This window comes from Staphylococcus sp. 11-B-312 (assembly GCF_016743055.1).
Lineage (GTDB): Bacteria > Bacillota > Bacilli > Staphylococcales > Staphylococcaceae > Staphylococcus > Staphylococcus ureilyticus.
The window spans coordinates 1,562,843-1,589,721 of record NZ_CP068241.1 but is presented as its reverse complement, the minus strand read 5'-3'; the positions used below and the strand labels follow the sequence as shown (position 1 = coordinate 1,589,721).

Here is a 26,879-nt window from a genome sequence, read left to right as displayed (position 1 = left end):
GAAGAATTACGATGAAAAATATGAAACAATTAATAGCAGATACAGAAGCGAAACTAGAACCTTATTTTAAAAATATAGAAGAGATTGCTTATATCAATCAAGAAAAAGTGTTGGACGCGTTCCACGCTGTTAAAGTATCCGAAAGTGACTTACTTGGCACAACGGGTTATGGATATGATGATATAGGTCGAGATCATTTAGAAGCTGTATATGCACATGCATTTAAGGCGGAAGACGCATTAGTGCGCCCTCAGATTATTTCTGGTACGCATGCGATTACAATTGCTTTACAAAGTACTTTGAAATATGGGGATGAATTAATGTATATTACAGGTGATCCTTACGATACATTATTAGAAGTGATAGGTATTAATGGTAATGGTATAGAAAGTTTAAAAGAACACGGAGTAATATATAATAAAGTAGACTTAAAGCACGGTGAAATCGATATTGATAAGGTATTAACTAAAATATCACCACAAACTAAGGTCATCGCTATTCAGCGTTCGAAAGGTTATGATCAACGACCATCCATAGATTTAACAAAAATAGAAAGTGCAATTCAACAAATAAAAGCGCAATATCCTGAAATCATAATATTTGTAGATAATTGCTATGGTGAATTTGTAGAAGAACGAGAACCTATAGAGTGCGGCGCTGATTTAATGGCTGGTTCCTTAATTAAAAACCCTGGTGGAGGGCTAGCTAAAATCGGTGGTTATATCGTTGGAAATGAAACATTGGTGGAAAGATGTGGATACCGTTTAACTGCGCCAGGAATTGGTAAAGAAGCTGGTGCCTCACTATATTCGTTACAAGAAATGTATCAAGGATTTTTCTTAGCGCCTCATGTTGTGAGCCAAAGTTTGAAGGGTGCATTATTTACGAGTTTGTTACTAGAACAAATGAATATGCACACCTCACCAAGATTTGATGTGCCTAGAACGGATTTAATTCAAACGGTCACTTTTGATACGAAGGAACAGATGATTCAATTTTGCCAAAGTATTCAAGCAGCTTCACCGATTAACGCACATTTTAGTCCTGAACCATCTTATATGCCGGGTTATGAAGATGATGTCATTATGGCTGCGGGTACGTTTGTTCAAGGTTCTTCAATTGAATTATCAGCAGATGGTCCTATAAGACCACCGTATGAGGCTTATGTTCAAGGTGGCTTAACGTATGAACACGTTAAATTAGCTGTAACAAGAGCTGTTGAAAAAATATTTTAATAAATTTAAAGAGAGGCCACATTGTATTTATAGCTATGTCAAATAGCAAATTAAAATGCATATGTGGCTATTTCTAATTATAGAAAAAATTTCGGAAAATTCTGCGATTAAATGTAGGAAGTGCATTATAAAGTTAATTAAATCAATGGTTTGAAGTATATGTTAGAAAACCTGACATATTTTTGAATTGCTTTAAGAATTATGCTAAATTAAATACAAGTTCAAAAATAGAGGTGATTGGATTGGAGTCAAAAGATACGATACGACGAAGCATGCCGGTCTTCTCTATGAGTGTTGTTACGAAATTAAGTGAACTAACTGCTAGACAAGTTCGCTATTATGAGACACATGAACTGATTAAACCACATAGGTCAGAAGGAAATAAACGACTTTTTTCGTTAAACGATTTGGAACGCCTTTTAGAGATAAAAAGATTGATTGAAAAAGGCTTTAATTTAAAAGGTATTAAACAGATTTTAAATGACGAACAAGATCACCTTTCTGATGATGAACAAGAAACGAGAAAACAAATGATTGTTGATGCTACACAGAAACCACAACGAGAAGCGATTCCGATAAATCGTGGTGACTTATCTCGATTTATCAAATAAAATTAATGGGGGACATTTATAATGGCAAAACGTACATTTACCAAGGAAGACATACACAAGTTCGCTAAGGAAGAAAATGTCAGATACCTACGTTTGCAATTCACTGATATTTTAGGTGTTATTAAAAACGTGGAAGTACCAGTAAGCCAATTAGAAAAAGTTTTAGACAATGAAATGATGTTTGATGGATCTTCAATCGAAGGCTTCGTCCGTATTGAAGAATCAGATATGTATTTATGTCCAGATTTAGATACATGGGTTATTTTCCCATGGACAGCAGGTCAAGGCAAAGTGGCTCGTCTTATCTGCGATGTTTATAAAACAGACGGCACACCGTTTGAAGGTGACCCACGTGCAAACTTGAAACGTGTATTAAAAAACATGCAAGATTTAGGGTTTAGTGAACTTAATTTAGGACCAGAACCTGAATTCTTCTTGTTTAAATTAGATGAAAAAGGCGAACCAACATTAGAATTAAATGATAATGGTGGTTACTTCGACCTTGCGCCTACAGATTTAGGTGAAAATTGTCGTCGTGATATTGTTTTAGAATTAGAGGACATGGGCTTTGATATTGAAGCAAGTCACCATGAAGTGGCACCAGGACAACATGAAATTGATTTTAAATATGCAGATGCTATCACTGCGTGTGATAATATCCAAACATTTAAATTAGTTGTTAAAACAATTGCACGTCAACACAATCTTCATGCAACATTTATGCCTAAACCATTATTTGGTGTGAACGGAAGCGGCATGCACTTCAATATGTCACTCTTCAAGGGTAAAGAAAATGCCTTTTACGATCCTGAAGGCGATATGGAAATGACTAAAGATGCATATCATTTTATCGCAGGTATTCTAAAAAATGCACGAGGTTTAACTGGTGTATGTAATCCATTGGTTAATTCTTATAAACGTTTAGTTCCAGGTTATGAAGCACCATGCTATATTGCTTGGAGTGGTAAAAACCGTTCGCCATTAATTCGTGTACCAACTTCACGTGGTTTATCAACACGTGTAGAAGTTCGTTCAGTAGATCCAGCAGCCAATCCTTACTTAGCATTAGCGGCTATTTTACAAGCGGGCTTAGATGGTATTGAAAATAAATTAGAAGTACCTGAGCCAGTAAATCAAAATATATATGAAATGAATCGTGAAGAACGTGAAGCCGTTGGTATTCAAGATTTACCATCAACATTATATACTGCTATTAAAGCAATGAAAGATAATGATTCTATTAAAGAGGCTTTGGGTAATCACATTTATAATCAATTTATAAATTCAAAATCTATTGAATGGGATTATTATAGAACTCAAGTTTCTGAATGGGAAAGAGAGCAATATTTAAAACAATACTAGGTGCTAAGCAAAAGGGGCAAACACTAGGTATACAAGCAATCCGAGTCACTTACTCATAAGTGATTTGGATTGCTTTTTTAAGCACCTATTTGTATTAATTAAAGCTTTTTGGGTGGAAATTGAGGACGATAAGCATTGTTTGAACTATTAAAGAATAAAAAAACTATGTAAAATATGTATGAAGTGATATAATTTTTGAAAATAAGATTAGGGGTTTTGAAAAAACATATCATATTTATAGTTTTTTAAGTAAAAATAACTTTTAATCTTATTAAAATGATTAAAAATAATTAAAAGGGGTTGTAGTTACATGCAAGAAGTAAAACTAAGTACATTAAAAGCGAGTTCCTTAAAAGAATTAGAAAGTAGCATAAATGCATATTTAAAAGATGAAGAAGTAGCGGATTATCAATTACTCAATTCAACCGTTCGTGAAGTGGAAGAGCGTGCTTTCTCAGCAAATGAAGAAGAGTTTCATGCTATATTAACATTTATAAAAGAAGTAGAGTAAATACAAGCGTTATCAGTTATAATGCAAGTAAGGTTCAGTGAATTGAAAACTATACTAATTGAGGTTGAGACGAACATCATGTCTCAACCTTTTTCTGATGACAAATGGCTTGTGAGTGAGGGGATTAAGGTATGAAATATTTAAAAGTACAGATGATAAGAGAAAATTTAGAAAGTATTCCACAGTATGAATTGCCTGTTGGATATAAAATTCGAAATTTTAAAATAGGAGAAGAAGTAAAATGGGCAAATTTAGAAATGAAAGTAAATGAATTTGATACTACAGATCAAGCATTGACACATTTTAACACTGAATTCGGACAAAATATGCATGAAATGGAACAAAGATGTTTGTTTCTTGAAAATCCTAAAGGTGAAGTCATAGGTACTACAACAGCATGGTATGGAAATTTAACAAGAGATAGTAAAATTTGCGGACGCATTCATTGGGTGGCGATACTCCCAGAGTATCAAGGTAAGCAATTGTCTAAACCTTTATTATCTGAAGCAATGAATCGCCTACCTCAATATCATAACCAAGCGTTTTTAACTTCTCAAACCACTAGTTATCAAGCGGTTAATATGTATCTAAATTATGGGTTTAGACCAATCCTTTCAAATGAAAAAGATTACGAAGCATGGACGTTATTAGAAAAAACATTAAACCGAGCGATTTTATAAATATAACTTCTAAAGCAAAACTTATTTTTTACTATATATAAAAATAACAATAACAATATTATGTAACTTAAATGAAAAACTGCCGATTTAAACACTCGGCAGAAGGTACTATTTTTTCTTGTTTTTAGTTACAATCACTTGAATGAGAAAGACAATAAATCCAATAAAAAGGCCTAAAAATATTGCTACAACTGCAGATACAAGAGGTGGGAATTGATATTGGTACTGTAATATTAATCCCACTATGATTGCTATAACAATCGCAATAACTGTAATCATGTTCTCCTTAAATATACTCAAGTTGTTCACTCCTATCATCTTAGTATTATAGCACGATTTGTTAAGTGAGTTAAAATAAAGAACTATTATAGTTTCATTTGTTGTAAAAACGTAATTTTTCTTTGGAATGAGCATCTTGACGTAAACTTTAATTTTCTATATGATAATTTGGTATATTCAAAAAAAGTGGGTGCAACAATGAAATCAACAAAGAAAATTACGACATTAATTATAAGTATAGTTGTACTAGGTGTACTGGCATTTCAGTTTATTAATGGTACTGGTCCTTTTTCATCCAATGATTCCAATAACAATCATACTGGACCAAAAAAAACTGAGAAAGTACATGTAGCGCGTGTGGTTGATGGAGACACACTAGTAGCAAACAATAGTCAGCATGAACAAATTAAAGTAAGGTTGATAGGTGTAGACACGCCAGAGACTGTTAAACCAAATACACCTGTACAACCATATGGTAAGGAAGCATCTGATTTTTCAAAAGAACATTTAACCGATAAAGATGTCTTTTTAGAATATGATAAAGAAAAAGAAGATCGCTATGGACGCACATTAGCATATGTATGGTTGGATAAAGAAACCATGTTCAATGAACTGTTAGTGAAAAAAGGATTGGCAAGAGAAAAATATTTTTCACCAAATGGAAAATATAGAGATTTATTCGAAAAAGCAGAACAGATTGCTAAAAGCAATAAAGTAAATATTTGGAGTTAAAAATTTCAAATGGCTTAAACGCAAATGAGGCTGGTACATAAATAACCATACTCAAAAAAGAGAGCTACCCTAATGGATTAGCTCTCTTTTATATTTAAATCTTTATGATTTTAACCGTGCTTGTTTGTCTGTGTTCAACATTACTTAATTTAAGTTTGTATTCTTTCATTTAAATCACTTTCAGATATGTCGTCACGTAACAAAATTTCTATTGCAGCTTTTTAAATACCTTTTAATTAGTGAAAATGTGCAAGCAATTCATTGTATTGTGCCTCAGTTAATGATTCTTGAGCATTTACAATCGTCTCACCAATGACTTCTTTTAGTGAAGATTTGGATGAAACTGTTTCTACAAAATCTTGTCTTTCTGTAGGTCCATCAATTAAATTGACGCTGCCATCTGTAAAATAAACTAAACCAATATTTTGAATTCTATGGTTTAATTGGTCTGCAATTCTATCTTCCAATGCTTTGGCATTTTTTGAAGACTGTTCATATGGATCATAATTATAAAAGTCATAAATAATAGAATTATTTCTAATTCTTTCTACAAATGTGTATGTTGTTGGTCGTGTTGATTGAAATTGACTGTGGAATTGGTTTGCAATATAACGTCCAACCGTTTGATTTACTGTATCGCTTCCATTATTTTGTGTGTCATTTGTTGGGTCAACCGTGAAATGATAAAATGTTTTTTGCTTCCAGTTTTTCACGTTGATATTAAATAATCCTTTTTCAGTAATGACGATGTAATCAAAAGCTCTAGCATATTCAAACAAAGGATGTTTCACTGCTAAATTTCCAGTTGTGATAATATCAAAAAATGAAATTGAACCTTGACTTCGATATTGATTTAATATGTCGTTTAAATCCTGTTTTGCTTTTCTTAATCCATGATGATGTGTATCATTATTTACATCTTTTTCAAGCATTTGATTTTTTAAATATGTGTTTTCACGCGTGATGATACTAATTTTATTTATTAACTGATCTTTTGCGTATGATTCAGTCTCAAGCTTATGATTCATCACTCTTCTTTCAATAATAATAACTAATAATAGTATTACAATAATTATTGCTAAAATAATCGGGAAAAACATTGGTATCATCCTAATCTAAATATTTTTAATAAACTATATTTTACTCTTTTATTTATATTAGTACAAATACAACTAACTAATAAGTTCAATATTAGTATAATCATATTTTTTAATTATAAGCAATTCCTACTTAATATATAAAGGAGCGATTTGATTTATTATAAAAATTAATGATTTAAAAAACATATATGTCTATTAAATAAGTGCTAAATCGGGTAATACATATATTATCAATGAAACTTAGTATTGAAAAGTCTGTTTGGAGGACATTGAATTGACGACTATGAAAAAATATATCAACTACATAATAGAAAATATAAATAATGAAGATGTTATTGCATTCGATAATCATCCAGTTAATTATCAAATTCTTGACGAATTATATGATGCTAATCTTAAAATTTCAGTGATTACTTTTTCAACAGATATCATTAAATATGTCGCAAGATACACTGATTTTAATATCATAATGCCGAATGGAAAAGTAGACAATGCACTACATATTATTACTGGTTCGGAAGTGATCCAAACATTTGCGAGATACCGCATTCGTTACTATTTTGCAACTGCACCTTACATGGTAGATAAGGCGCTGTACCAAACATTGCCAGAAATTGCTGAAATTCAGTTGGCTTTATACCATAGTTCAGAAGCATTATTTATTGTTAACAGACCGAGCATTTTGAACCAACAAAATCGACAAGACTATAGCTATATTGGCAAGTTTTAAATAAAAATGTGTTTAAGTTCACATTTTTGTGCTTTTCACATTGAAAAATACGACAACAAATAATATAATAATTATTAATGGAAACGCTTACTTTTGATAGGAGGTACAGATTTGGCAGTTAGTAATAATAAAAATATTAAAGAAGTTGTAAAAAATTTAACTGAAAATGTACCTGAACTGTTTAAATATAATGGTGAAGTCGCAAAACAACTCTTTCTTCATGATGAGTTTAATTTAGACGATAAGGTTGATATTAGTGTCGAAAGAAAATATCTAGGTGAAGTTTTAAAGTTTATACCTAAAGATAATACGATTGTGTTACATGACGGTACAAATACTACTACTGATTTTTCAAAGTTAAAATTTGCAGATGTTACTCACGCAAATATTTATATAAATGATGAGTTAATCATGACAATCATCGTTTATGACGTAGAAAATGATGAATGGATGTTTAGATGGAATCACAATATTCGATTACCTGAAAAGCATATTTATTTTCATTCTATCAAATGGGATGTAGATTATATTAAACCTGAAATTGTGTTAATGTATGAATTATTAGATCCGATTGATTATCATCAATTACCGAATTATAGAAGCGTAATTGATTCATTAAGTTATTATCAATTTGTTATTTTACGCTTAGTAGTCGGAGATGAACGTATTAACCAAGCACTTATATCTGAAAAAAAAGCAATTTAAAAACCCTTCAAATCATTCAATAGTATTCATTAACTTTCAAATGAGTCTATACGATTTGAAGGATTTTTTTATAGACATAAAGTTTTGAATTATTATTTAAGTATTCAAACAATTTTTAGTGTAACAATATTCATAAGTTGCATTGACCGCTTTCTCTGCATCTGTCACATCGATACCAAACATCATAGAAATTTCTGAGGCGCCTTGGTTCATCATTTTTAAGTTGATGTTTGATTCTGCAAGTGCATGCGTAATTGTGCTAGCTGTGCCAACGATTCTATGCATGCCTTCACCAACTACCATTAAAATTGCCAAATCATGTTCAATGCTTAACTCATCTACATCACAATTTTTACGTATATCATTAAGTACTTGTTCCTCTTTGTTTTGTATCTCTTTAGAGCGCATGATGATACTAATGTTATCTATACCTGATGGCATATGATCAAATGAAATATTATAGTCTTCTAGTACAGCTAATATTTTACGTGTAAAACCAACTTGTCTATTCATAAGGTATTTTTTAATATTTAATACTGTGAAATCTTTGTCACAGCTAATACCACTTACAACACTATTTGAATCAATTTCTCTATCATGTCTAATATAGGTGCCTATATCATTAGGTCTATTTGTATTTTTTATAACGACAGGAATTCTATCTTTGTGTAATGGTTGCAACGCTTCATCATGGAATACACCAAAACCAGCATAAGACAACTCACGCATTTCACGATAGGTAATTTCATTTATGACTTCAGGGTTTTTAACAATAGAAGGATTGGCTCTAAAAATGCCTGAAACATCTGTAAAGTTTTCATATAAATCTGCTCTCACACCTCTTGCTACTATGGCTCCTGTTATATCTGAACCACCACGAGGAAATGTGACCACGTAATTTTGTCTTGAAATACCAAAAAATCCTGGAATGATTAACTTTTCTTCAAATGACCGTAATTTATACAGTGCTTCATATGATTGATTTAAGATTTGCGCATTTTGAGGTAAATCTGTAACGGTAATACCAGCTTCTCCAGGTGAAATGTAGCGCGTTGGAATGCCTTGGCTGTTATTATATTCTGCAATAATTTGAGCATTAAAATCCTCGCCACATGAAAGTAGAGCATCAAGTAGTCTTGATGGTTTTTTCCTCAATGTTGCTATGTAATTTTCTAAAGTCTCATCAATTGTTTTTAAAAGTGTGTCGCTCATGTTGAGTTCATTAATAATATCCTTGTAGCGTTGAATAATTTCCTCTTTTTTAGAAGTGTAGTCCAATCGTTCTATTACTTTTTCGTAAAGTCGAATTAATAAATCAGTGGTTTTTACATCATCTTTATCGCGCTTTCCTGGAGCTGAAACAACTACAATTTTACGAGCTTCATCTGAATTAACAATATCTAATACTTTTTTAATTTGCTCTGCATTGGAAACAGAGCTTCCTCCGAATTTAGTTACTTTCATAATGTTATACAACCTTTCTAAAAAATCAGAAAATTTAGTTTAGTTTTTATCACAGGAGTGATAATATATATATACGTTTTAAATATACGTAGACTTTACAAAAATAATGAATGAATTTATACTATACCATATTCAAGTATTTTTCAACTGTACAATTGTATTTTTTAGATAAACAAACGGAGGAATGAAGACATGAAAGAATTAAATGTAGCACTACTTGGTTTAGGAACAGTAGGTTCTGGTGTAGTAAAAATAATAGAAGAAAATAGAGAACAAATTAGAGAAACGATGAATAAAGATATTAATATTAGACATATATTAGTACGTGACAAGTCTAGAAAACGGCCTATTAACACATCAAAATATAACTTAACAGAAGATATAGAAGATATATTTAATGATGACTCAATAGATATCATCGTCGAAGTGCTCGGAGGCGTTGAACCTACAGTAGAATGGTTAAAACGCGCATTGAGTGAGCAAAAACATGTGATTACAGCAAATAAAGATTTGTTAGCTGAAAACTTACGAGAGTTAGAACATTTAGCGCAAGAAAATGACGTTGCTTTAAAATATGAAGCTAGTGTTGCAGGCGGTATTCCTATTGTAAATGCGATAAACAATGGTTTAAATGCTAATAATATAAGTAAGTTTATGGGGATTTTAAATGGTACATCTAACTTTATTTTAAGTAAGATGACTCAAGATGAGACATCATTTGAAGAAGCTTTGGCAGAAGCACAACGTTTAGGGTTTGCAGAAGCGGATCCAACTGATGATGTTGAAGGTGTTGATGCAGCACGAAAAGTCGTCATTACCTCGTATTTATCGTTTAACCAAGTAATTAATTTAGATGAAGTTGATAGATATGGCATTAGCGATGTTACGCTACCAGATATTAAAGTAGCTGATAAACTTGGCTATAAGATAAAATTGATAGGTAAAGGTACATATGAAAATGCTCAGGTCAATGCATCTGTTGCACCAACTTTGATTGATAAAAGCCATCAGTTAGCGTCTGTTGAAGATGAATTTAACGCGATTTATGTTATTGGTGATGCTGTTGGAGAAACAATGTTTTATGGTAAAGGTGCGGGTAGTTTAGCAACAGGAAGTGCTGTTGTCAGTGATTTATTAAATGTAACATTTAATTTTGATACTAATTTACATACGTTACCCCCGCATTTTGAATTAAAAACTGAAGAAACCAAAGAAATGATGAATGAAGAAGAAGATACGATTGTTATTAAAGGTAAGGAAAGTTATTATGTTGTAGTCCAAACAGATGGGGAAGATATAAAACAAGTTGAAACCTTGTTAAAAGGCGAATTACCTGTTCATAAATCATTAGTAGTGGCTGAACGTGATGCACATACTGCAGGTGTGGTTATTATAGGTATTGATGAATCACCGATAGCAACGATTCAAGAATCAGGCTATGTAGTACAGAAAATATATCCAGTTGAAGGAGTTTAATGTTTATGAAAAATTGGCAAGGACTTGTAGAAGAATTTAAAGCATATTTACCAGTGACAGCTGATACACCAAAAGTAAGTTTAAATGAAGGTCATACGCCTTTGATATATTGCGAGAATATGTCTGAAATGCTTGGTATTGAATTACATGTTAAGTATGAAGGTGCAAATCCAACAGGTTCATTCAAAGATAGAGGCATGGTAATGGCAATGGCAAAAGCTAAAGAAGAAGGCAAGAAAATTGTGATTTGTGCTTCAACTGGCAATACGTCAGCCTCTGCAGCAGCGTATGCTGCGAGAGCAGGCTTAAAAGCGATTGTCGTTATTCCAGAAGGGAAAATAGCTTTAGGTAAATTGTCACAAGCAGTTATGTACGGTGCAGAAATTGTTTCTATAGAAGGCAATTTTGATGAAGCGCTTGAAATTGTACAAGAAGTGGCTAAAAATGGTGAAATCGCGCTTGTGAACTCTGTTAATCCTTATCGTATTGAAGGTCAAAAAACAAGCGCTTTTGAAGTAATTCAACAGCTGAATGGTCAAGCACCAGATATATTATCGATTCCGGTTGGAAATGCTGGTAATATTTCAGCATATTGGAAAGGATTTAAAGAGTATCATGACGTAAATGATACACAACTTCCTCATTTATACGGGTTCCAAGCTGAAGGTGCATCACCAATCGTTCAAAATAAAGTAGTGAAGAATCCAGATACGGTAGCTACTGCAATTAGAATTGGTAACCCAGCAAGTTGGGATAAAGCTAATCATGCCCTAAAAGAATCACAAGGCCTCATTGATAGTGTATCAGACGAAGAAATTTTAGAAGCATACCAATTGATGGCTCAAAAAGAAGGTATATTTAGTGAACCTGCAAGTAATGCCTCTATTGCTGGTTTGATTAAGTTGCATCGTGCTGGTAAGTTACCTAAGGGTAAACGCGTAGTGTCAGTATTGACTGGTAATGGCTTAAAAGATCCAGATACAGCTATTTCATTATTAGATAACCCAATTAAGCCACTACCAAATGATAGAGAAAGTATTTTAGAATATATTAAAGGAGCACTTTAGTATGAGTGTACACTTACATTTAAAAATACCGGCATCTACTGCTAATTTAGGTGTCGGGTTTGATTCTATTGGAATGGCATTAAATAAATTTTTGTATCTTGATGTGCGTATCAATAATAGCAATAGATGGTCATTTAAACATATAGGCCCTAATGTTGAATCATTACCAACAGATGAAACACACTATATTTATCAAATTGCACAGCAAGTAGCCAATAAATATGATGTGACTTTACCGTCCCTATCTATTGAAATGAGAAGTGAAATCCCGTTAGCAAGAGGCTTAGGTTCCTCTGCTTCTGCACTCGTAGGTGGATTATACATAGCGAATTATTTTGGTGATATAGAGCTTTCTAAATATGAATTATTGCAGTTGGCAACTGAATTTGAAGGACATCCTGATAATGTGGCACCCACGATTTATGGTGGGCTTGTCTTAGGATATTATGATCCTGAAACAAAAGTGACGGATGTATCATATATTGACCCGCCAAAAGCTGATATTATCATTACAATACCATCAAATGAATTGAGTACAACGCTTTCAAGGAATGTCTTGCCGGAAACATTCTCGCATAAAAACGCTGTTAGAAATAGTGCAATCAGTAATACGATGATTAGTGCTTTAATACAACAGAATTATGAATTGGCAGGCAAAATGATGGAACAAGACGGTTTTCATGAACCATATCGCCAACATCTAATCCCAGAATTCCAAACGATTAAACAGATTGCAAAACAATATAAGTCTTATGCTACTGTTATTAGTGGTGCAGGACCAACTGTATTAACCCTGATCGCACCTGAACGAAGCGGCGAACTAGTAAGAGAATTGAAACGTGAATTTACGAATTGTCGATCAGAACTCGTTACAGTCAATATCACAGGTGTTGAATCTGAAGTAGTATATTAGTTTGATTGATTTGTTATAATATAGTTTTGTAGATGTTGAAAGGAGATTATAAGATGGGATATAAATTAATAGTGATGGATATGGATGATACATTAATGACTTCGGATAACGAAGTTAGCGCTGAAACAGCCAAGTATTTAATGAATATCCAAGCGCAAGGTTATAAAGTTGTACTTGCTTCAGGTCGACCAACAGATGGTATGATGCCTACAGCAAAACATTTGAAATTAGACCAATATAAAAGTTATGTCATAAGTTATAATGGTGGAAAAACGGTTAACGTTTCTGATGAAAAAGTGGAAGTGAGTCGCACTGTATCAAAATCTGATTTTGATAGTATTGTTGATTTTTGTAGAGCACATAGCTTGTTTGTTTTAACTTATCAAGATGGTTATATCGTCTATGAGGGTGAGCATGAATATATGAACATTGAATCAGAACTCACAGGCTTGCCAATGAAACAGGTAAATGATTTAAAAGCATATATTCAACAAGATGTACCTAAAGTTATGGGCATTGATTATGTTCCAAATATTACAAGTATTAGAAATAATTTAGATGGTCATTTTAATGAAAACATCGATGTTACTACAAGTAAACCTTTTTTCTTAGAATTTATGGCTCAAGGTGTATCAAAAGGCAATGCGATTACCGAGTTGTGTCAAAAATTAGATATAAACTTATCTCAAGTTATTGGTTTTGGTGATAGTTCGAATGATATATCGATGTTAAAAGTAGTTGGTAAAGCTGTTGCTATGGGTAATGCAAATGATGATGTCAAAGCTGTTGCTGATGAAGTTACTTTAACAAATGATAATGATGGTATCCCACATACTCTGAAATCTTTACTCAATTAAAATGTTGTATTATGTCTTTGATTGATAGTCTTATTCAAAAACCTCATTCTGAATATAGATGAGAGTGGGGCACAAATCTAAAAATAGCACTCAGATGAATTAAATTATATCATCTGAGTGCTTCATTTATTTAATACTTCCTATTATTGACTCGCCTTTTGAATGATAGCTTTAACCTGTAGTCTTCAGCTTGTCCTGTTCCCTCAAGCGTTTCGCTAAAATACGTCACATTTGTCCAAGAATTTTATATCTCAGACTCATCTTAAGTAAGTACTTATTTTGCAGTATGTGTCCATTCATTTTTACCTCGATGTCTTTTAACATGCGCATAGACATTGTCTGCTGCATAATTTAAATTGGTATAAACCGTAATTGAAAACGCTGATTGATTATCTTCAAATGCTTCTTCTGAAAATAGTTCTTTAAGATGGCTAAAAAGACTTTCCATTTGTGAGTGATCTAAACTTGGGTACTCTCTTAATGTGCGTTTGATTAGTTGATCATGTCTTTCTTCAAGTGATTGTACAACAATAACGAAACGTTCATCAGTTTCTAAAATATCGTCAAATAGGTTTGTTTGTCCAATCATAATTTCCACCTCTAAGTCTTTAAATTATTAACTTCATTATACCCTAATTTTGACTATCTGAAAATATGATATGTTTTTAATTATTATAAAATCTCATGATAAAGGTTTATTTTAGAATAGGCAGGTAATAAATAACTGTAAGGTTTTTAATATTAAAAAAGCACTGCAAAAAGTATCTTAAAATACTTTTACAGTGCAGTTCATTAATTATAATCATGTTCTTTTAAATCAATATCTTCGAGTTTAACAATTTTAGTTTGTCGCAATAATTTATGGACAAAATATATGATGGCTAAAATGATCATTGGCGATAGGTTTCTAATTAAGACACTAATGTCGCCTGCTAAAATTGCACCAATTGAATTTCCTATGAATAAGAATAATAACGCAATGATAACTATGATTGGCCCTAATGGATAAAAGGGAGCTTTATAAGGTAGTACTTCATCAGGGTTCTTGTTTTGTTTTTTTATCGCAGACCGCAGTCGGATTTGTGCTACGATACTAGAAGCCCAAACAACGATGACTAAAGAACCAATAATATTTAATAATGAAAAGACGATATCTGATTTAAACTGAGCGATTATAATTATTAATAAAACGATCATAAAAGTTACGAACAATGATACCAAAGGTAACTTTGTAGTTTTATTTAATTTACTCAAAAATCTAGGTGCTTGTTTATCTTCAGCCATTGAGAACAACATTCTACTTGTAGTATAAATACCTGAATTTGCAGCAGATAATAATGAAGTTAAAATAACAGCATTAATAACAGATGCAGCAAATGCAATACCTACACGATCAAAAACGATTGTAAAAGGACTCTGTGAGACAGATTCACTTTTGTTTAATAACAATGGATCTGTGTAAGGAATGATTGCTGAAATAACGGCGATTGATAAAACATAGAACAATAATATTCTCCAAAATACTTGTTTAATTGCTTTTGGCATGGATTGACTTGGATTTGAAGATTCTCCAGCTGTTACGGCTACGACTTCAGTACCGCCGACAGAGAATCCAGCGACAAGTAAAACACCCAGGAAGCCAGAGATACCTCCTACAAAAGGAGCTTCTCCTGTTACGTAGTTACCTAAACCATATGTCTTTCCACCTAAGATACCAATAATCGTTAATACACCAATAACGATGAAAATAATTATTGTTGCAACTTTGATAAGAGATAACCAGAACTCTGTTTCACCAAATGCTTTTACAGAGAAAATATTAAGTAAGAAAAGTATAGCAAGGAAGATAATACTCCAAGTAACTGGGCTGAAAAATTGGAAGAAATCCCAATAATAAATTACACTTGAAGAAATAATAATATCAACACTTGTAACTAATAGCCAAATTGCCCAATATAGCCACCCCATGGTGAAGCCTAGGGAACTATCAACAAAACGGGTTGAATAAGAACTAAAAGAACCAGATACAGGGTAAAAGGTAGCAAGTTCACCAATTGAAGACATTAAGAAATATAACATTACACCAATAATCAAGTAAGCTAATATTGCACCACCTGGTCCAGCTTGTGATATTACACTTCCAGTAGCTACAAACAAGCCTGTGCCAATTGCACCGCCAATTGCTATCATAGAAATGTGTCTTGAATTTAGACCACGATTCATATTGTTTTGTGCCATAATACAGTCTCCTATAGTCTATTGAATTTTAAATATATTCTTCATTTTAATGGTTTTATGATTTAAGAGCAATGCTTTTTATGACTTTAAAGCCATAAAATGTTCAAATATTTTGAAAATTGTTATTTATACATGTATTGTGAGTTGCTTTTACAAATATTATAGATTAAAATAAGTACTAGGTAATAATTATTATTAATAAGAAAAAAGCGGGGGAAATATTATGAGTAACAAGAAAAAATTGACGAGCTTATTTGGCGCACCAGTTTCAGATAGAGAAAATAGTATGACAGCAGGCCCTAGAGGTCCATTATTAATGCAAGATTGGTACTTTTTAGAGCAAATGGCTCATTTTGATAGAGAAGTTATACCTGAAAGACGTATGCATGCAAAAGGTTCAGGTGCATTTGGTACATTTACAGTTACAAATGATATTACACAATATACTTCAGCAAGCATTTTTTCTGAAGTTGGTAAACAAACGGAAATGTTTGCACGTTTTTCAACTGTAGCAGGTGAAAGAGGTGCGGCTGATGCTGAACGTGATATCCGTGGATTTGCGTTGAAATTTTATACAGATGAAGGAAACTGGGATTTAGTAGGAAACAATACACCAGTATTCTTCTTTAGAGATCCAAAATTATTTGCAAGTCTAAACCACGCTGTAAAACGTGACCCAAGAACAAATATGAGAAGCGCACAAAACAACTGGGATTTCTGGACATCTTTGCCTGAAGCATTGCACCAAGTCACAATCTTAATGTCAGACCGTGGTATTCCTAAAGGCTTTAGACATATGCACGGCTTTGGTTCACACACGTACTCAATGTATAACGACAAAGGTGAACGTGTATGGGTAAAATTCCATCACAGAACACAACAAGGTATTGAAAACTTACAACCTGATGAAGCTGCTAATATCATTGCTCATGATAGAGAATCATCACAACGTGATTTATTTGAAGCAATTGAGAATAAAGATTATCCAAAATGGAAATTGTATATACAAGTAATGACAGAAGAACAAGCTAGAAATCATAAAGATAATCCATTTGATTTAACTAAAGTTTGGTATAAAGGCGATTACCCACTTATTGAAGTTGGGGAATGGGAACTTAACCGTAATCCAGATAACTATTTCCAAGATGTTGAACAGGCTGCTTTTGCACCAACAAATATTGTACCTGGTATAGATTTCTCTCCAGACAGAATGTTACAAGGTAGATTATTCTCATACGGTGATGCGCAACGTTATAGATTAGGTGTGAACCATTGGCAAATCCCAGTTAACCAACCTAAAGGTGTAGGCATTGAAAATATTTGCCCATTCAGTCGTGATGGTCAAATGAGAATTCTTGATAATAATCAAGGTGGCGGTACACACTACTATCCAAATAGTGATGGCTCATTTGAAGATCAACCTGAATTTAAAAAACCTGGGCTTAAAGTTGAAGGAGAAGCGTATGAATATGATTTCAGAGAAGACGATGATAACTACTTCGAACAACCAGGTCGTTTATTCAGATTACAATCAAAAGAACAACAAGAACGTATTTTTGAAAATACAGCCAATGAAATGCAAGGTACTACTTTAGAGGTACAACATCGTCATATTCGTCACTGCTATAAAGCGGATAGCGAGTATGGTAAAGGTGTTGCGAAAGCACTAGGCATTGACATTAATGATGTAGACCTAGAAATTGCAGATTAATAAGTGTATTTTGTTATACATGCATAACCATGTTCTATTCGCGTATAGAATGATATGAAAACAGTTCATTTATTCTAAATATTTGAGTTATCTGTAATGCGTATATGATATTAAACGGATGATTTTTTACTTTATATTGTAAAAAATCATCCGTTTTTATATTTCGTGCTGAAGTATTAAGTATGGTTTAGTTTTTAAGTTGTTCCATTTATAAAAATAGCTTACAAAGTTGGAGAATTGTAAGCTATTAAAGAATTGTTTAATTAACGCTAACAACTTAATGTTCGACTGAATGATACCTAATTTTATAACACAGTTATTAAAAATCTTTACCGTGTTTTTATACCTAAGAAGTTTTGTGAATAGAAATGCATTTTCCCACAATTATTACACAATAAAGTTATCATAGGTGTTGGATCATTTCCTAAAGAAGCTGTTAACAATGGTAGAAAATAATGTCCATCTAATATTTCAATATTTGGATGTTCACAGTTACATACGCTTTTATCTTTTGTTTTCTCCGTTATTGAATTGATTATGTGCTTTTTTTGATTTTCAGTAATATGACGATTTTCCATATAAAATGCCTCCATATATTTTAATATACGATCTCATTATAAGGCTTGGGGACCATGATTAATAGACGCTTAACTTATTTAAAAGTGTTAATTAAACACTTTATTGTTAAATAACTATTAAATTTGGTAAATAAATTATAATTTGTAATAAGCGATAGTAAATTTGTGTATCTAAAGTTTTTAAATCACCATTTTTTCAATGAATATTGAAACTTAAAAAATGACTATATAATAAAAAACGTCAATTCTATTGTAATGAAATAGAATTGACGTTTACGCTAAGTCCGAGATGTCTTACCCCAGACAATTAGCTTGAAGTGTCGTATTAAAAAGATAATGAAAGCACAGAATTATTTTGTTTCACGATGTAAAGTGTATTTATTTAATCGTGGACAGAATTTTTTAAGTTCAATTCGTTCTGGATTATTACGCTTGTTTTTAGTGCTAATATAATTACGATCACCACATTCAGTACAAGCTAATGTTATATTTACGCGCAAAGTTAACACCTCTTTCTTAACAGGAATCATTACGTTTTAAAATATTACCATATTCTATTATTAATTTCAATAAGATTTAATTTTGAAAAGTGTATAGTTAATTATATTTTAAATTGATAATCATTATTTGGATTTTAATCATTTAATTATTTTAGTTTGATAAATGAATAGAATGTGTTATTATACAAAACGTAATTATTACGATTTAAAAGGAGAGAATATTATGGCTAAAAAATCCAAAATTGCTAAGGAACAAAAGAGAGAACGCTTAGTAGCACAATATTACGAATTGAGAAAAGCATTGAAAGAGCAAGGAGATTATGAAGCATTACGCAAATTACCTAGAGATGCTTCACCGACAAGACTGACACGCAGATGCAAAGTAACTGGCCGTCCAAGAGGGGTGCTCAGAAAGTTTGAAATGTCACGTATTGCATTTAGAGAACATGCGCATAAAGGTCAAATACCAGGCGTAAAAAAATCAAGTTGGTAATTTCAGACTTTAGTTCATTTACATTTAAGGTAAAAGCATGTATATTAACTATTGGTAAAGATAAATTAAATGTCATTGTTCGGAAATAACTATCGTATGTATAAGTATTTTCAGTTATAGTTATGAATTTCATTTGAAAATCTTACCTTTAAATACTATTTTATTAATAAATGTTAGGGGTTTATTTAATTATGAAGATATTTGATTACGAAGATATACAGCTTATTCCAAATAAATGTATTGTAAATAGTCGTTCAGAATGTGATACTACTGTGAAATTTGGACCAAAATCATTTAAATTGCCAGTGGTACCTGCAAACATGCAAACAGTAATGAATGAGACGTTAGCAGAATGGTTCGCTGAAAATGATTACTTCTATATTATGCATAGATTTGATGAAGAAGCGCGTATACCATTTGTTAAGAAAATGCATGATAAAGGATTATTTGCTTCAATCTCAGTTGGTATCAAAGAGCGTGAATTTGATTTTGTTGAAAAATTAGCACATGATAATGTGATTCCTGAATATATAACAATTGATATCGCTCATGGTCATTCAGATGCTGTCATTAATATGATTAAACATATTAAAAAGCACATACCTGAAGCATTTGTTATCGCTGGTAACGTTGGTACTCCGGAAGGCGTACGTGAACTGGAAAATGCTGGTGCAGACGCAACTAAGGTTGGTATTGGACCAGGTCGTGTTTGTATTACAAAAATTAAAACAGGTTTTGGCACAGGTGGTTGGCAATTAGCCGCGTTGAACCATTGTAGTAAAGCTGCACGAAAACCAATAATAGCTGATGGAGGAATCAGAACTCACGGTGATATTGCTAAATCAATTCGTTTTGGTGCATCAATGGTTATGGTAGGATCACTGTTTGCTGCACATGAAGAATCACCTGGTGAAACCGTTGAATTAGATGGAAAAATGTATAAAGAATATTTTGGTAGTGCGTCAGAATTCCAAAAAGGTGAACACAAAAATGTTGAAGGTAAAAAAATGTTTGTTGAGCATAAAGGTTTATTGAAAGACACATTAATTGAAATGCAACAAGATTTACAAAGTTCTATTTCATATGCAGGTGGCAATGATTTAAATTCATTAACTAAAGTGGATTATGTTATAGTAAGAAACTCAATCTTTAATGGAGATAGAGACTAATAAACTAGTGGGTGTAAAAAATTAAACGATTTTTATTATATGTAATTGTATTTCTTTGTATTGTTTTAATTACTCCAATCAAAGCATTTACACCTTTAGAAAATTTACAGCAACAATTTAAAGCAAAAGTAGATAGTTGGTCTTCTTCTGAACAGTCACAAACTGAAAATGCTTTAAAAGTACCTGATGAGCAAGAATTTGCTTTGAATAACATTCAAATGAATATGTCAAAGGATGAAGTTGAAACAAAACTGGGTAAGGCAAAACGTGTTACTTCAAATGAATATGGTACGCAATGGTATACTTACTATTCGGAGAATTATAAGCGTTTTATTATGGTAAGTTATATTAAAGGTAAAGTGAACGGACTATACAGTAATCAAAATGTTATTTCTTCAAAATCTAAAATCAAATACAATACTCCTAAAAATATAGTTAGAGAACGATTAGGTGATCCGATAACTGCAAAACGCAAAGGTCATTTAAGTATAGACGTTCGCGATAATGAATTTGACAATTTTAAAAAAGACAACATTTACACAACTGCTTTTTATGACAAACATAATGACAATAATCTTACTGCGCTACTATTAGTAAGTGAAAAAATGGAGAATAGACTTCAAAATCAATATGCAACACCATCGCGTAATTTAGCAAAAGGTTTTGAACTGCAAAACCTTGATTTGGTCAATGCTGAAAGAGTACAACATGGGTTAAATACGTTAGATTATTCGACGGCTATCTCTGATACAGCACGTAAACACAGCACTGATATGGCTGAGAATAATTATTTTGACCATAATAATCCATCTGGTGATTCACCATTTGATAGATTAGAACAAGATGGCCATGATTTTAATGCAGCTGGCGAGAATTTAGCTTATGGTCAACCAAGTAGTATATATGCTCATCAAGGATTGATGAACTCTTTAGGCCATAGAAAAAATATCCTTAAAGATGAATTTAGTACGTTAGGTGTCGGAGTTGATTTTAATGAACACAAACAACCTTATTGGACTGAAAATTATACGGGATAGTGTTTATACATTGTTGAAAAGGGTATCTGTATTCTGTGAGGATGAGGTATTATGACAACAAATAAAAAAGATCAAACAGAAGATATACTAGAAAAAGTAAAAGATGTTTTAGAAAAAAATGACAATAAATAAGAGGCTACGCTCTAAGCGTAGCCTCTTATTTATTGAGAGTGTCTTTATCTATAAAATTAAATTTCTCTAAATAGGCCGACAACTTTACCCAACACAGCAACTTGATCTAAATAGATTGGCGACATTGTACTGTTTTCCGGCTGTAAACGGTAACGTGTTTTTTCTTTGTAAAAACGTTTGACTGTAGCTTCATTCTCTTCTGTCATGGCTACAATAATATCACCATTTTCAGCAATCGTTTGGCTTCTTACGATAACTTTATCTCCATCCAATATTCCAGCTTCAATCATGCTATCACCAACAACATTTAAGATGAAAATATCACTGTTATGTGTAGATGTAAAGTGCTCAGGTAACGGAAAATACTCTTCAACATTTTCGACAGCAGTGATAGGTATACCTGCTGTTACTTTACCGATGACTGGCACGTGGATTGTGGATTCCATGTTTAAAGTTTCACCTAATTGTTCGGTAACGATTTCGATTGCACGTGGTTTAGTTGGATCTCTTTTTATATAACCCTTTTCTTCTAATCTAGAAAGATGTCCGTGCACAGTTGAACTTGATGCTAAACCAACAGCTTCACCAATCTCTCGAACACTTGGCGGATAACCCTTTGAATGAACAGTATGCTTAATATATTCAAAAATTTCATTTTGTCGCTTAGTTAATTCTCTCATAATAGGCACTCCCTACGTTAATTTATTTTTATTATAGCATGTATTATTAACGTTTACAAACGTTTGTTCGTTTTCGTATTGACAGAGAACAGATGTTCTGATAAAGTATATCTACAAACAAACGTTCCTAGGAGTGACTTATATGTTTAAACTATATATATATCAAATCAAACCTTATATTGCAGTATTGTTAGCTACAATGGTTTTATGTACTGTATTCATATTGACTGCTTATTATAATACCGAATCAGAACAGACGTACGAAATGACAGATCATCAAATGACAAATGTTTCTACAAAAGACGAACAGTATCAAATGAACTCAGATGAAAAAAGCGAACGGACACTTAATCAATTTTTAGCTAAAGCCAAATAAAATATTAAGCTACTTTTATTGTGAAAGTGAATTTGCTTAGGAAATTGATAAAATAAGCGTAACTATTTAGTTTCGCTTATTTTTTTGTTATATTTTCTATATTATGAATTACGGAGGTTTATTATGGCGAAAAATGATGCCGTAGATATTAAGCGTATAAATGAGTTAGCAAAAAAGAAAAAAGAACAAGGGTTAACTGAATCTGAATCAAAAGAGCAATCGAAATTAAGGAAGGCATATTTAGATTCTTTCCGAAAAAGCTTTAAAAAACAAATTGAAAGTACAAGAGTTATTGATCCCGAGGGCAATGATGTAACACCTGAAAAGGTGAAAAAAATATTAGATTCTAAAGATAAAAAAGATAATAACTAAATCAATTTTTTGTTAAATAAATACTAAATAAGGTATAATAGTACTGAAACTTGCTATAAGAAAGGAAGTCATTTAGATGAATAAAGAAAAAGATCAATTAGCAATAGATACGATAAGAGCTTTAAGTATCGATGCTGTTGAGCAAGCAAACTCAGGTCACCCTGGATTACCAATGGGAGCTGCTCCAATGGCATATACTTTATGGACACGCCACTTAAATTTCAACCCCCAATCAAAAGATTTCTTTGATAGAGATCGTTTTGTATTATCTGCAGGGCATGGTTCTGCGTTGCTTTATAGTTTATTACATGTTTCAGGTAGTTTAGAATTGGATGAATTAAAACAATTTAGACAATGGGGTTCAAAAACTCCAGGTCATCCAGAGTTTAGACATACAGATGGTGTTGAAGTAACAACTGGACCATTAGGACAAGGTTTTGCTATGTCTGTAGGTATGGCAATGGCTGAAAAACATCTTGCTGGTAAGTTTAATAAAGAAGACGCTAACGTAGTAGACCACCATACTTATGTGATAGCTTCTGATGGGGATTTAATGGAAGGTATTTCGCATGAAGCTGCATCATTAGCTGGTCATAACCAATTAGATAAGCTTATCGTGTTATATGATTCAAATGATATTTCTTTAGACGGTGATTTAAACAAAGCATTTTCTGAAGATGTTAAAACACGCTTTGAATCATATGGTTGGGAACATATTTTAGTTAAAGATGGTAATGATATAGATGCTATCGATAATGCTATTAAAGAAGCTAAAGCTTCTGATGTACCAACAATTATCGAAGTAAAAACAATCATAGGTTACGGCGCACCAAACAAACAAGCTTCTCATGGTGTACACGGAGCTCCATTAGGTGAAGAAGAAAGAAAATTAGCATTAGAAAACTATGGTTTGGATCCTGAAAAACGCTTTAACGTACCTGATGAAGTATATGAAATTTTCCAACAAACAATGTTGAAACGTGCTAATGAAAAAGAAGAAAGCTGGAATAAACTTGTTGAAACATACAGTGAAAAATATCCAGAATTAGCTGAAACATTTAAGTTAGCAATCAGTGGTAAATTACCAACGAACTACTCAGATGAATTGCCAGAATTTGAAGCAGGACATAGTGGAGCTTCACGTGCAGATTCTGGTGAAGTCATTCAAGCACTTAGTAAAACAGTGCCTTCATTGTTTGGTGGCTCAGCTGACTTAGCAGGATCAAATAAATCAAACGTTAAAGATGCGGTTGATTTTGATAAAGATACACCTGAAGGCAAAAATATCTGGTTTGGTGTACGTGAATTTGCAATGGGTGCTGCAGTGAATGGTATGGCAGCTCATGGTGGTTTACACCCATATGGAGCAACTTTCTTCGTCTTTAGTGACTATTTAAAACCAGCACTTCGTTTATCAGCAATCATGGGATTAAATTCAACGTTTATTTTTACACATGATTCAATTGCTGTTGGTGAAGATGGTCCTACACATGAACCTATCGAACAATTAGCTGGTTTACGTGCAATTCCAAACATGAATGTTATTCGTCCAGCAGACGGTAATGAAACACGTGTAGCTTGGGAAGTAGCGATGGAATCAGAAAGTACGCCTACATCTTTAGTACTAACGCGTCAAAACCTAACAACAATGGATTTACCTAAAGAAACTGTTGAAGAAGGTGTACGTAAAGGTGCTTATGTGGTGTTTGAATCAGATAAAGATCCAGAGTTCTTATTATTAGCTACAGGTTCAGAAGTTAATTTAGCTATTGAAGCTGCTAAAGATTTAGAAGGACAAGGTAAAGGTGTACGTGTTGTATCAATGCCTAACTGGCATGCATTTGATCAACAATCAGATGAATATAAAGCATCAATATTACCATCTTCAATTACAAAACGTATAGCTATAGAAATGGCATCATCATTAGGTTGGCATAAATATGTAGGTACTGAAGGTAAAGTTATTGGTATTGATGGATTTGGTGCAAGTGCGCCTGGTGATTTAGTAGTTGAAAAATATGGTTTCACTAAAGAAAACGTCCTAAATCAAATTCAATCGTTCTAATCATTTGTATAAAAGATAGCTAATATTTTGGTATGAGAGCATTTGTTTTCATACCAATTTTTATTTATAAATAAAAATTGGATTATATTTACAAACTGAAATTATAATTGATATAATACATAAGGTTGGAAATATAAATGAATTGAGTCACTCTTGAAAAGGAGTGCTTATTTTAGTAAAATGCATTAGGATAGGAAAGTGGGTGAAACAATGGCAACTTGGTTAGCAATTTTATTAATCGTGTTAGCACTTATTCTAGGACTAGTCGGTGGATTTTTCCTTGCGAGAAAATATATGATGGATTATTTGAAAAAGAACCCGCCAATTAATGAAGAAATGCTACGAATGATGATGATGCAGATGGGTCAAAAACCATCTCAAAAGAAAATAAATCAAATGATGACAATGATGAATAAAAATCAAGACGACGCATTCAAGAAGAAGAAATAACGTCTTGTGAAGGCTGATGATTACTACCTACTAGTAAATCGTCAGCTTTTTTGGTTTGAACAAATACCTATTATATTTAAAAAATGAGAATATAATCTAGGTTCGGTCATATAAATGTGATGGTGCTTAATTTTGCTATTTGCAAACCATACTATAATGATTCGAAATTTTATAGATGGATTAAGTTTTTTAAATGGGCATTAAAATAATTAAAGTGATAGTGAATGTAATTTATTTTTTAAATATTCAGTAAATATTTGATTGTAAAATCATATTTGTTATAATTTGTATATATAAGGGAGGTATTAATAAGTGAAGAGTGCTTATGACATGGAAGACAAAGAAGTTTTAGATCGACTAGCAAATATGCATATTAACTTTTCTACTGATGAAGCTTTCAAAGAATATCACAATGCGATGCAAATGCATGATATGAATTATCTTAGATATACTTTAGAAAATGCATTGTCAGCTTGTGATACAACACGTGCTATTTAAATAGCAATGAATAAGATAAGTCTGAAACAAGGCTTATTTTATTTTGAGTAATTTTCTATCAATACCTCCCGACGTTGGCATTAATCATTTGATATATACATAATTGAATTTTGAAATCTACAAATAAGGCTAAATAACATGTTATACAGATCAAATGAAACATATTAAAATTACTGAATGTTAAATAGTAAAATGATATACTATTTTAGGTGGAGATTTAGCCAGTAACATAAAGAAGGTGTAAGCATGTTATATTTAGTTTTTTCTATAGTTGTAGCTTTTTTAATGGGTATTGGGGTAATCGTTGTAAGAATGAAGGCGCAACAATATCCAGTAAATGAAAAGAAAATTATTTTACCGCCGTTTTTTATGGCAACAGGTGCATTAATGTATGTTGTTCCTTATTTCAGGTTAACAGGTATGGAAATAATAGAATGCATTATATTAGGCGTGCTTTTCTCAACGATATTGATTTGGACGTCTCGTTTTGAGACATACGGTAGTGAAATATATATGAAGCGTTCTAAAGCTTTTCCTATTATCTTAATTTCGCTATTGTTGATTAGAACGATTATAAAAATATTTATTAGTAATAAAATAGATCCAGGTGAAATTGCTGGCATGTTTTTCTTACTAGCATTTTGTATGATTGTACCTTGGAGATTGGCTATGTTATATCAATATAAAAAAGTTAAGAAAACATTAATTAAATAAGCGAAATATGTAATAATACTAGTGTAATTGAATATGCTTGATACAAAAGGCTACTAAATTTCCTTAAAAATCACGGAATTTAAGTAGCCTGTTTTATATTTTGAGAAATTACTTGAGTATTAAGTTGGAGTATTATATCATAAA

The 26,879-nt window shown here is 32.2% G+C and carries 30 protein-coding genes; 22 read left to right on the top strand and 8 right to left on the bottom strand.

The genetic code is table 11. The features are described from left to right. Positions 1-11 precede the first annotated feature (11 nt). The 5 genes from JG554_RS07625 to JG554_RS07605 all read left to right on the top strand — a co-directional run bounded on the left by JG554_RS07625 (position 12) and on the right by JG554_RS07605 (position 4,399). On the top strand, positions 12-1,235 hold the full coding sequence (locus JG554_RS07625) for a methionine gamma-lyase family protein (protein WP_064209013.1): 1,224 nt from the start codon (positions 12-14) through the stop codon (positions 1,233-1,235). Positions 1,236-1,477: 242 nt separating this feature from the next. Beyond that, positions 1,478-1,846, top strand: a complete 369-nt coding sequence (locus JG554_RS07620; RefSeq protein WP_073342234.1) for a MerR family transcriptional regulator — start codon at positions 1,478-1,480, stop codon at positions 1,844-1,846. A 21-nt stretch (positions 1,847-1,867) separates the two neighbouring features. Continuing rightward, the gene (gene glnA / locus JG554_RS07615; protein WP_046208586.1) at positions 1,868-3,208 is read left to right on the top strand and encodes a type I glutamate--ammonia ligase; all 1,341 of its coding nucleotides are present in this window, start codon (positions 1,868-1,870) and stop codon (positions 3,206-3,208) included. Between the two features lie 310 nt (positions 3,209-3,518). Continuing rightward, entirely contained in the window at positions 3,519-3,719 is a 201-nt protein-coding gene (locus JG554_RS07610; protein WP_046208585.1) for a hypothetical protein, read from the top strand. A gap of 131 nt (positions 3,720-3,850) precedes the next feature. Beyond that, positions 3,851-4,399 (top strand): GNAT family N-acetyltransferase, encoded by a 549-nt coding sequence (locus tag JG554_RS07605; protein WP_107360248.1) that lies wholly within the window; start codon positions 3,851-3,853, stop codon positions 4,397-4,399. Between the two features lie 108 nt (positions 4,400-4,507). On the opposite strand, the gene JG554_RS07600 is transcribed toward JG554_RS07605, so the two are convergent. Then, complete coding sequence (locus JG554_RS07600; protein ID WP_046208583.1) at positions 4,508-4,699, bottom strand: hypothetical protein; 192 nt, start codon at positions 4,697-4,699, stop codon at positions 4,508-4,510. Between the two features lie 177 nt (positions 4,700-4,876). On the opposite strand from JG554_RS07600, the gene nucI reads away from it, so the two are divergent. Next, complete coding sequence (gene nucI, locus JG554_RS07595; protein ID WP_107360247.1) at positions 4,877-5,410, top strand: thermonuclease NucI; 534 nt, start codon at positions 4,877-4,879, stop codon at positions 5,408-5,410. A gap of 236 nt (positions 5,411-5,646) precedes the next feature. Here nucI and JG554_RS07590 read toward each other — a convergent pair whose 3' ends face one another. Next, the gene (locus JG554_RS07590) at positions 5,647-6,510 is read right to left on the bottom strand and encodes a hypothetical protein (RefSeq protein ID WP_073342230.1); all 864 of its coding nucleotides are present in this window, start codon (positions 6,508-6,510) and stop codon (positions 5,647-5,649) included. Positions 6,511-6,793: 283 nt separating this feature from the next. On the opposite strand from JG554_RS07590, the gene JG554_RS07585 reads away from it, so the two are divergent. Both JG554_RS07585 and JG554_RS07580 read left to right on the top strand, forming a co-directional pair. Further along, positions 6,794-7,240: a DeoR/GlpR family DNA-binding transcription regulator gene (locus tag JG554_RS07585; protein ID WP_226857773.1), complete on the top strand. Its 447-nt coding sequence runs from the start codon at positions 6,794-6,796 to the stop codon at positions 7,238-7,240. Between the two features lie 111 nt (positions 7,241-7,351). Continuing rightward, positions 7,352-7,945, top strand: a complete 594-nt coding sequence (locus tag JG554_RS07580; protein ID WP_046208579.1) for a hypothetical protein — start codon at positions 7,352-7,354, stop codon at positions 7,943-7,945. A 96-nt stretch (positions 7,946-8,041) separates the two neighbouring features. On the opposite strand, the gene JG554_RS07575 is transcribed toward JG554_RS07580, so the two are convergent. Continuing rightward, entirely contained in the window at positions 8,042-9,409 is a 1,368-nt protein-coding gene (locus JG554_RS07575) for an aspartate kinase (protein ID WP_046208578.1), read from the bottom strand. Positions 9,410-9,601: 192 nt separating this feature from the next. Here JG554_RS07575 and JG554_RS07570 point away from each other — a divergent pair, with 192 nt between their 5' ends. Genes JG554_RS07570 through JG554_RS07555 form a run of 4 tightly spaced genes read left to right on the top strand, consistent with a single transcriptional unit; the run spans position 9,602 to position 13,722 of the window. After that, complete coding sequence (locus tag JG554_RS07570; protein ID WP_203265222.1) at positions 9,602-10,885, top strand: homoserine dehydrogenase; 1,284 nt, start codon at positions 9,602-9,604, stop codon at positions 10,883-10,885. A gap of 5 nt (positions 10,886-10,890) precedes the next feature. Further along, the gene (thrC, locus tag JG554_RS07565) at positions 10,891-11,952 is read left to right on the top strand and encodes a threonine synthase (RefSeq protein WP_070037793.1); all 1,062 of its coding nucleotides are present in this window, start codon (positions 10,891-10,893) and stop codon (positions 11,950-11,952) included. Position 11,953: 1 nt separating this feature from the next. Beyond that, a complete protein-coding gene (thrB, locus tag JG554_RS07560; protein WP_064209008.1) occupies positions 11,954-12,865 on the top strand; it encodes a homoserine kinase in 912 nt (303 codons plus the stop codon). A gap of 53 nt (positions 12,866-12,918) precedes the next feature. Then, a complete protein-coding gene (locus JG554_RS07555; protein WP_107360181.1) occupies positions 12,919-13,722 on the top strand; it encodes a Cof-type HAD-IIB family hydrolase in 804 nt (267 codons plus the stop codon). Between the two features lie 274 nt (positions 13,723-13,996). Here JG554_RS07555 and JG554_RS07550 read toward each other — a convergent pair whose 3' ends face one another. Next, a complete protein-coding gene (locus JG554_RS07550) occupies positions 13,997-14,311 on the bottom strand; it encodes a hypothetical protein (RefSeq protein WP_046208573.1) in 315 nt (104 codons plus the stop codon). Between the two features lie 203 nt (positions 14,312-14,514). Beyond that, the gene (locus tag JG554_RS07545) at positions 14,515-15,960 is read right to left on the bottom strand and encodes an amino acid permease (protein WP_046208572.1); all 1,446 of its coding nucleotides are present in this window, start codon (positions 15,958-15,960) and stop codon (positions 14,515-14,517) included. 223 nt (positions 15,961-16,183) lie between these two features. Here JG554_RS07545 and JG554_RS07540 point away from each other — a divergent pair, with 223 nt between their 5' ends. Beyond that, the gene (locus tag JG554_RS07540; protein WP_046208571.1) at positions 16,184-17,671 is read left to right on the top strand and encodes a catalase; all 1,488 of its coding nucleotides are present in this window, start codon (positions 16,184-16,186) and stop codon (positions 17,669-17,671) included. Positions 17,672-18,000: 329 nt separating this feature from the next. Here the strand turns inward: JG554_RS07540 and JG554_RS07535 are convergent, their stop codons facing one another. Beyond that, positions 18,001-18,249 carry a hypothetical protein gene (locus tag JG554_RS07535; RefSeq protein ID WP_064209005.1) on the bottom strand — a complete coding sequence of 83 codons (249 nt, stop codon included), beginning with the start codon at positions 18,247-18,249 and terminating at the stop codon, positions 18,001-18,003. 350 nt (positions 18,250-18,599) lie between these two features. Further along, positions 18,600-18,749 (bottom strand): 50S ribosomal protein L33, encoded by a 150-nt coding sequence (gene rpmG / locus JG554_RS07530; RefSeq protein ID WP_017724369.1) that lies wholly within the window; start codon positions 18,747-18,749, stop codon positions 18,600-18,602. Positions 18,750-18,972: 223 nt separating this feature from the next. Here rpmG and rpsN point away from each other — a divergent pair, with 223 nt between their 5' ends. The 3 genes from rpsN to JG554_RS07515 all read left to right on the top strand — a co-directional run bounded on the left by rpsN (position 18,973) and on the right by JG554_RS07515 (position 21,448). After that, the gene (gene rpsN / locus JG554_RS07525; RefSeq protein ID WP_046208569.1) at positions 18,973-19,242 is read left to right on the top strand and encodes a 30S ribosomal protein S14; all 270 of its coding nucleotides are present in this window, start codon (positions 18,973-18,975) and stop codon (positions 19,240-19,242) included. A 191-nt stretch (positions 19,243-19,433) separates the two neighbouring features. Continuing rightward, positions 19,434-20,411, top strand: coding sequence for a GMP reductase (gene guaC / locus JG554_RS07520; RefSeq protein ID WP_046208568.1), 978 nt, complete (start codon positions 19,434-19,436; stop codon positions 20,409-20,411). 20 nt (positions 20,412-20,431) lie between these two features. Beyond that, positions 20,432-21,448 (top strand): CAP domain-containing protein, encoded by a 1,017-nt coding sequence (locus JG554_RS07515; protein ID WP_107360182.1) that lies wholly within the window; start codon positions 20,432-20,434, stop codon positions 21,446-21,448. A gap of 188 nt (positions 21,449-21,636) precedes the next feature. On the opposite strand, the gene lexA is transcribed toward JG554_RS07515, so the two are convergent. Then, positions 21,637-22,260: a transcriptional repressor LexA gene (gene lexA / locus JG554_RS07510; protein WP_107360183.1), complete on the bottom strand. Its 624-nt coding sequence runs from the start codon at positions 22,258-22,260 to the stop codon at positions 21,637-21,639. 142 nt (positions 22,261-22,402) lie between these two features. Between lexA and sosA the strand changes: the two genes are divergently transcribed. The 6 genes from sosA (at position 22,403) to JG554_RS07480 (ending at position 26,735) form a co-directional block, all read left to right on the top strand. Next, positions 22,403-22,636 carry a DNA damage-induced cell division inhibitor SosA gene (gene sosA, locus JG554_RS07505; protein WP_064209002.1) on the top strand — a complete coding sequence of 78 codons (234 nt, stop codon included), beginning with the start codon at positions 22,403-22,405 and terminating at the stop codon, positions 22,634-22,636. Positions 22,637-22,759: 123 nt separating this feature from the next. Continuing rightward, entirely contained in the window at positions 22,760-23,008 is a 249-nt protein-coding gene (locus tag JG554_RS07500; protein ID WP_046208564.1) for a DUF896 domain-containing protein, read from the top strand. Positions 23,009-23,084: 76 nt separating this feature from the next. After that, positions 23,085-25,073: a transketolase gene (gene tkt / locus JG554_RS07495; RefSeq protein ID WP_064209001.1), complete on the top strand. Its 1,989-nt coding sequence runs from the start codon at positions 23,085-23,087 to the stop codon at positions 25,071-25,073. 210 nt (positions 25,074-25,283) lie between these two features. Next, positions 25,284-25,523, top strand: a complete 240-nt coding sequence (locus JG554_RS07490) for a YneF family protein (protein ID WP_019467986.1) — start codon at positions 25,284-25,286, stop codon at positions 25,521-25,523. Between the two features lie 312 nt (positions 25,524-25,835). Next, positions 25,836-26,021 carry a hypothetical protein gene (locus tag JG554_RS07485; protein WP_046208562.1) on the top strand — a complete coding sequence of 62 codons (186 nt, stop codon included), beginning with the start codon at positions 25,836-25,838 and terminating at the stop codon, positions 26,019-26,021. Between the two features lie 246 nt (positions 26,022-26,267). Further along, complete coding sequence (locus JG554_RS07480; RefSeq protein WP_046208561.1) at positions 26,268-26,735, top strand: CcdC family protein; 468 nt, start codon at positions 26,268-26,270, stop codon at positions 26,733-26,735. The last annotated feature ends 144 nt before the right edge of the window (positions 26,736-26,879 follow it).

Bases quoted from the DNA above. Each gene is read 5' to 3' on its own strand.
- JG554_RS07625 (WP_064209013.1), top strand. From the start codon at position 12: ATGAAAAATATGAAACAATTAATAGCAGATACAGAAGCGAAACTAGAA.
- glnA (WP_046208586.1), top strand. From the start codon at position 1,868: ATGGCAAAACGTACATTTACCAAGGAAGACATACACAAGTTCGCTAAG.
- JG554_RS07610 (WP_046208585.1), top strand. From the start codon at position 3,519: ATGCAAGAAGTAAAACTAAGTACATTAAAAGCGAGTTCCTTAAAAGAA.
- JG554_RS07605 (WP_107360248.1), top strand. From the start codon at position 3,851: ATGAAATATTTAAAAGTACAGATGATAAGAGAAAATTTAGAAAGTATT.
- nucI (WP_107360247.1), top strand. From the start codon at position 4,877: ATGAAATCAACAAAGAAAATTACGACATTAATTATAAGTATAGTTGTA.
- JG554_RS07590 (WP_073342230.1), bottom strand. From the start codon at position 6,510: ATGTTTTTCCCGATTATTTTAGCAATAATTATTGTAATACTATTATTA.
- JG554_RS07585 (WP_226857773.1), top strand. From the start codon at position 6,794: ATGAAAAAATATATCAACTACATAATAGAAAATATAAATAATGAAGAT.
- JG554_RS07575 (WP_046208578.1), bottom strand. From the start codon at position 9,409: ATGAAAGTAACTAAATTCGGAGGAAGCTCTGTTTCCAATGCAGAGCAA.
- JG554_RS07570 (WP_203265222.1), top strand. From the start codon at position 9,602: ATGAAAGAATTAAATGTAGCACTACTTGGTTTAGGAACAGTAGGTTCT.
- thrC (WP_070037793.1), top strand. From the start codon at position 10,891: ATGAAAAATTGGCAAGGACTTGTAGAAGAATTTAAAGCATATTTACCA.
- thrB (WP_064209008.1), top strand. From the start codon at position 11,954: ATGAGTGTACACTTACATTTAAAAATACCGGCATCTACTGCTAATTTA.
- JG554_RS07555 (WP_107360181.1), top strand. From the start codon at position 12,919: ATGGGATATAAATTAATAGTGATGGATATGGATGATACATTAATGACT.
- JG554_RS07550 (WP_046208573.1), bottom strand. From the start codon at position 14,311: ATGATTGGACAAACAAACCTATTTGACGATATTTTAGAAACTGATGAA.
- JG554_RS07545 (WP_046208572.1), bottom strand. From the start codon at position 15,960: ATGGCACAAAACAATATGAATCGTGGTCTAAATTCAAGACACATTTCT.
- JG554_RS07540 (WP_046208571.1), top strand. From the start codon at position 16,184: ATGAGTAACAAGAAAAAATTGACGAGCTTATTTGGCGCACCAGTTTCA.
- JG554_RS07535 (WP_064209005.1), bottom strand. From the start codon at position 18,249: ATGGAAAATCGTCATATTACTGAAAATCAAAAAAAGCACATAATCAAT.
- rpsN (WP_046208569.1), top strand. From the start codon at position 18,973: ATGGCTAAAAAATCCAAAATTGCTAAGGAACAAAAGAGAGAACGCTTA.
- guaC (WP_046208568.1), top strand. From the start codon at position 19,434: ATGAAGATATTTGATTACGAAGATATACAGCTTATTCCAAATAAATGT.
- lexA (WP_107360183.1), bottom strand. From the start codon at position 22,260: ATGAGAGAATTAACTAAGCGACAAAATGAAATTTTTGAATATATTAAG.
- sosA (WP_064209002.1), top strand. From the start codon at position 22,403: ATGTTTAAACTATATATATATCAAATCAAACCTTATATTGCAGTATTG.
- JG554_RS07500 (WP_046208564.1), top strand. From the start codon at position 22,760: ATGGCGAAAAATGATGCCGTAGATATTAAGCGTATAAATGAGTTAGCA.
- tkt (WP_064209001.1), top strand. From the start codon at position 23,085: ATGAATAAAGAAAAAGATCAATTAGCAATAGATACGATAAGAGCTTTA.
- JG554_RS07490 (WP_019467986.1), top strand. From the start codon at position 25,284: ATGGCAACTTGGTTAGCAATTTTATTAATCGTGTTAGCACTTATTCTA.
- JG554_RS07480 (WP_046208561.1), top strand. From the start codon at position 26,268: ATGTTATATTTAGTTTTTTCTATAGTTGTAGCTTTTTTAATGGGTATT.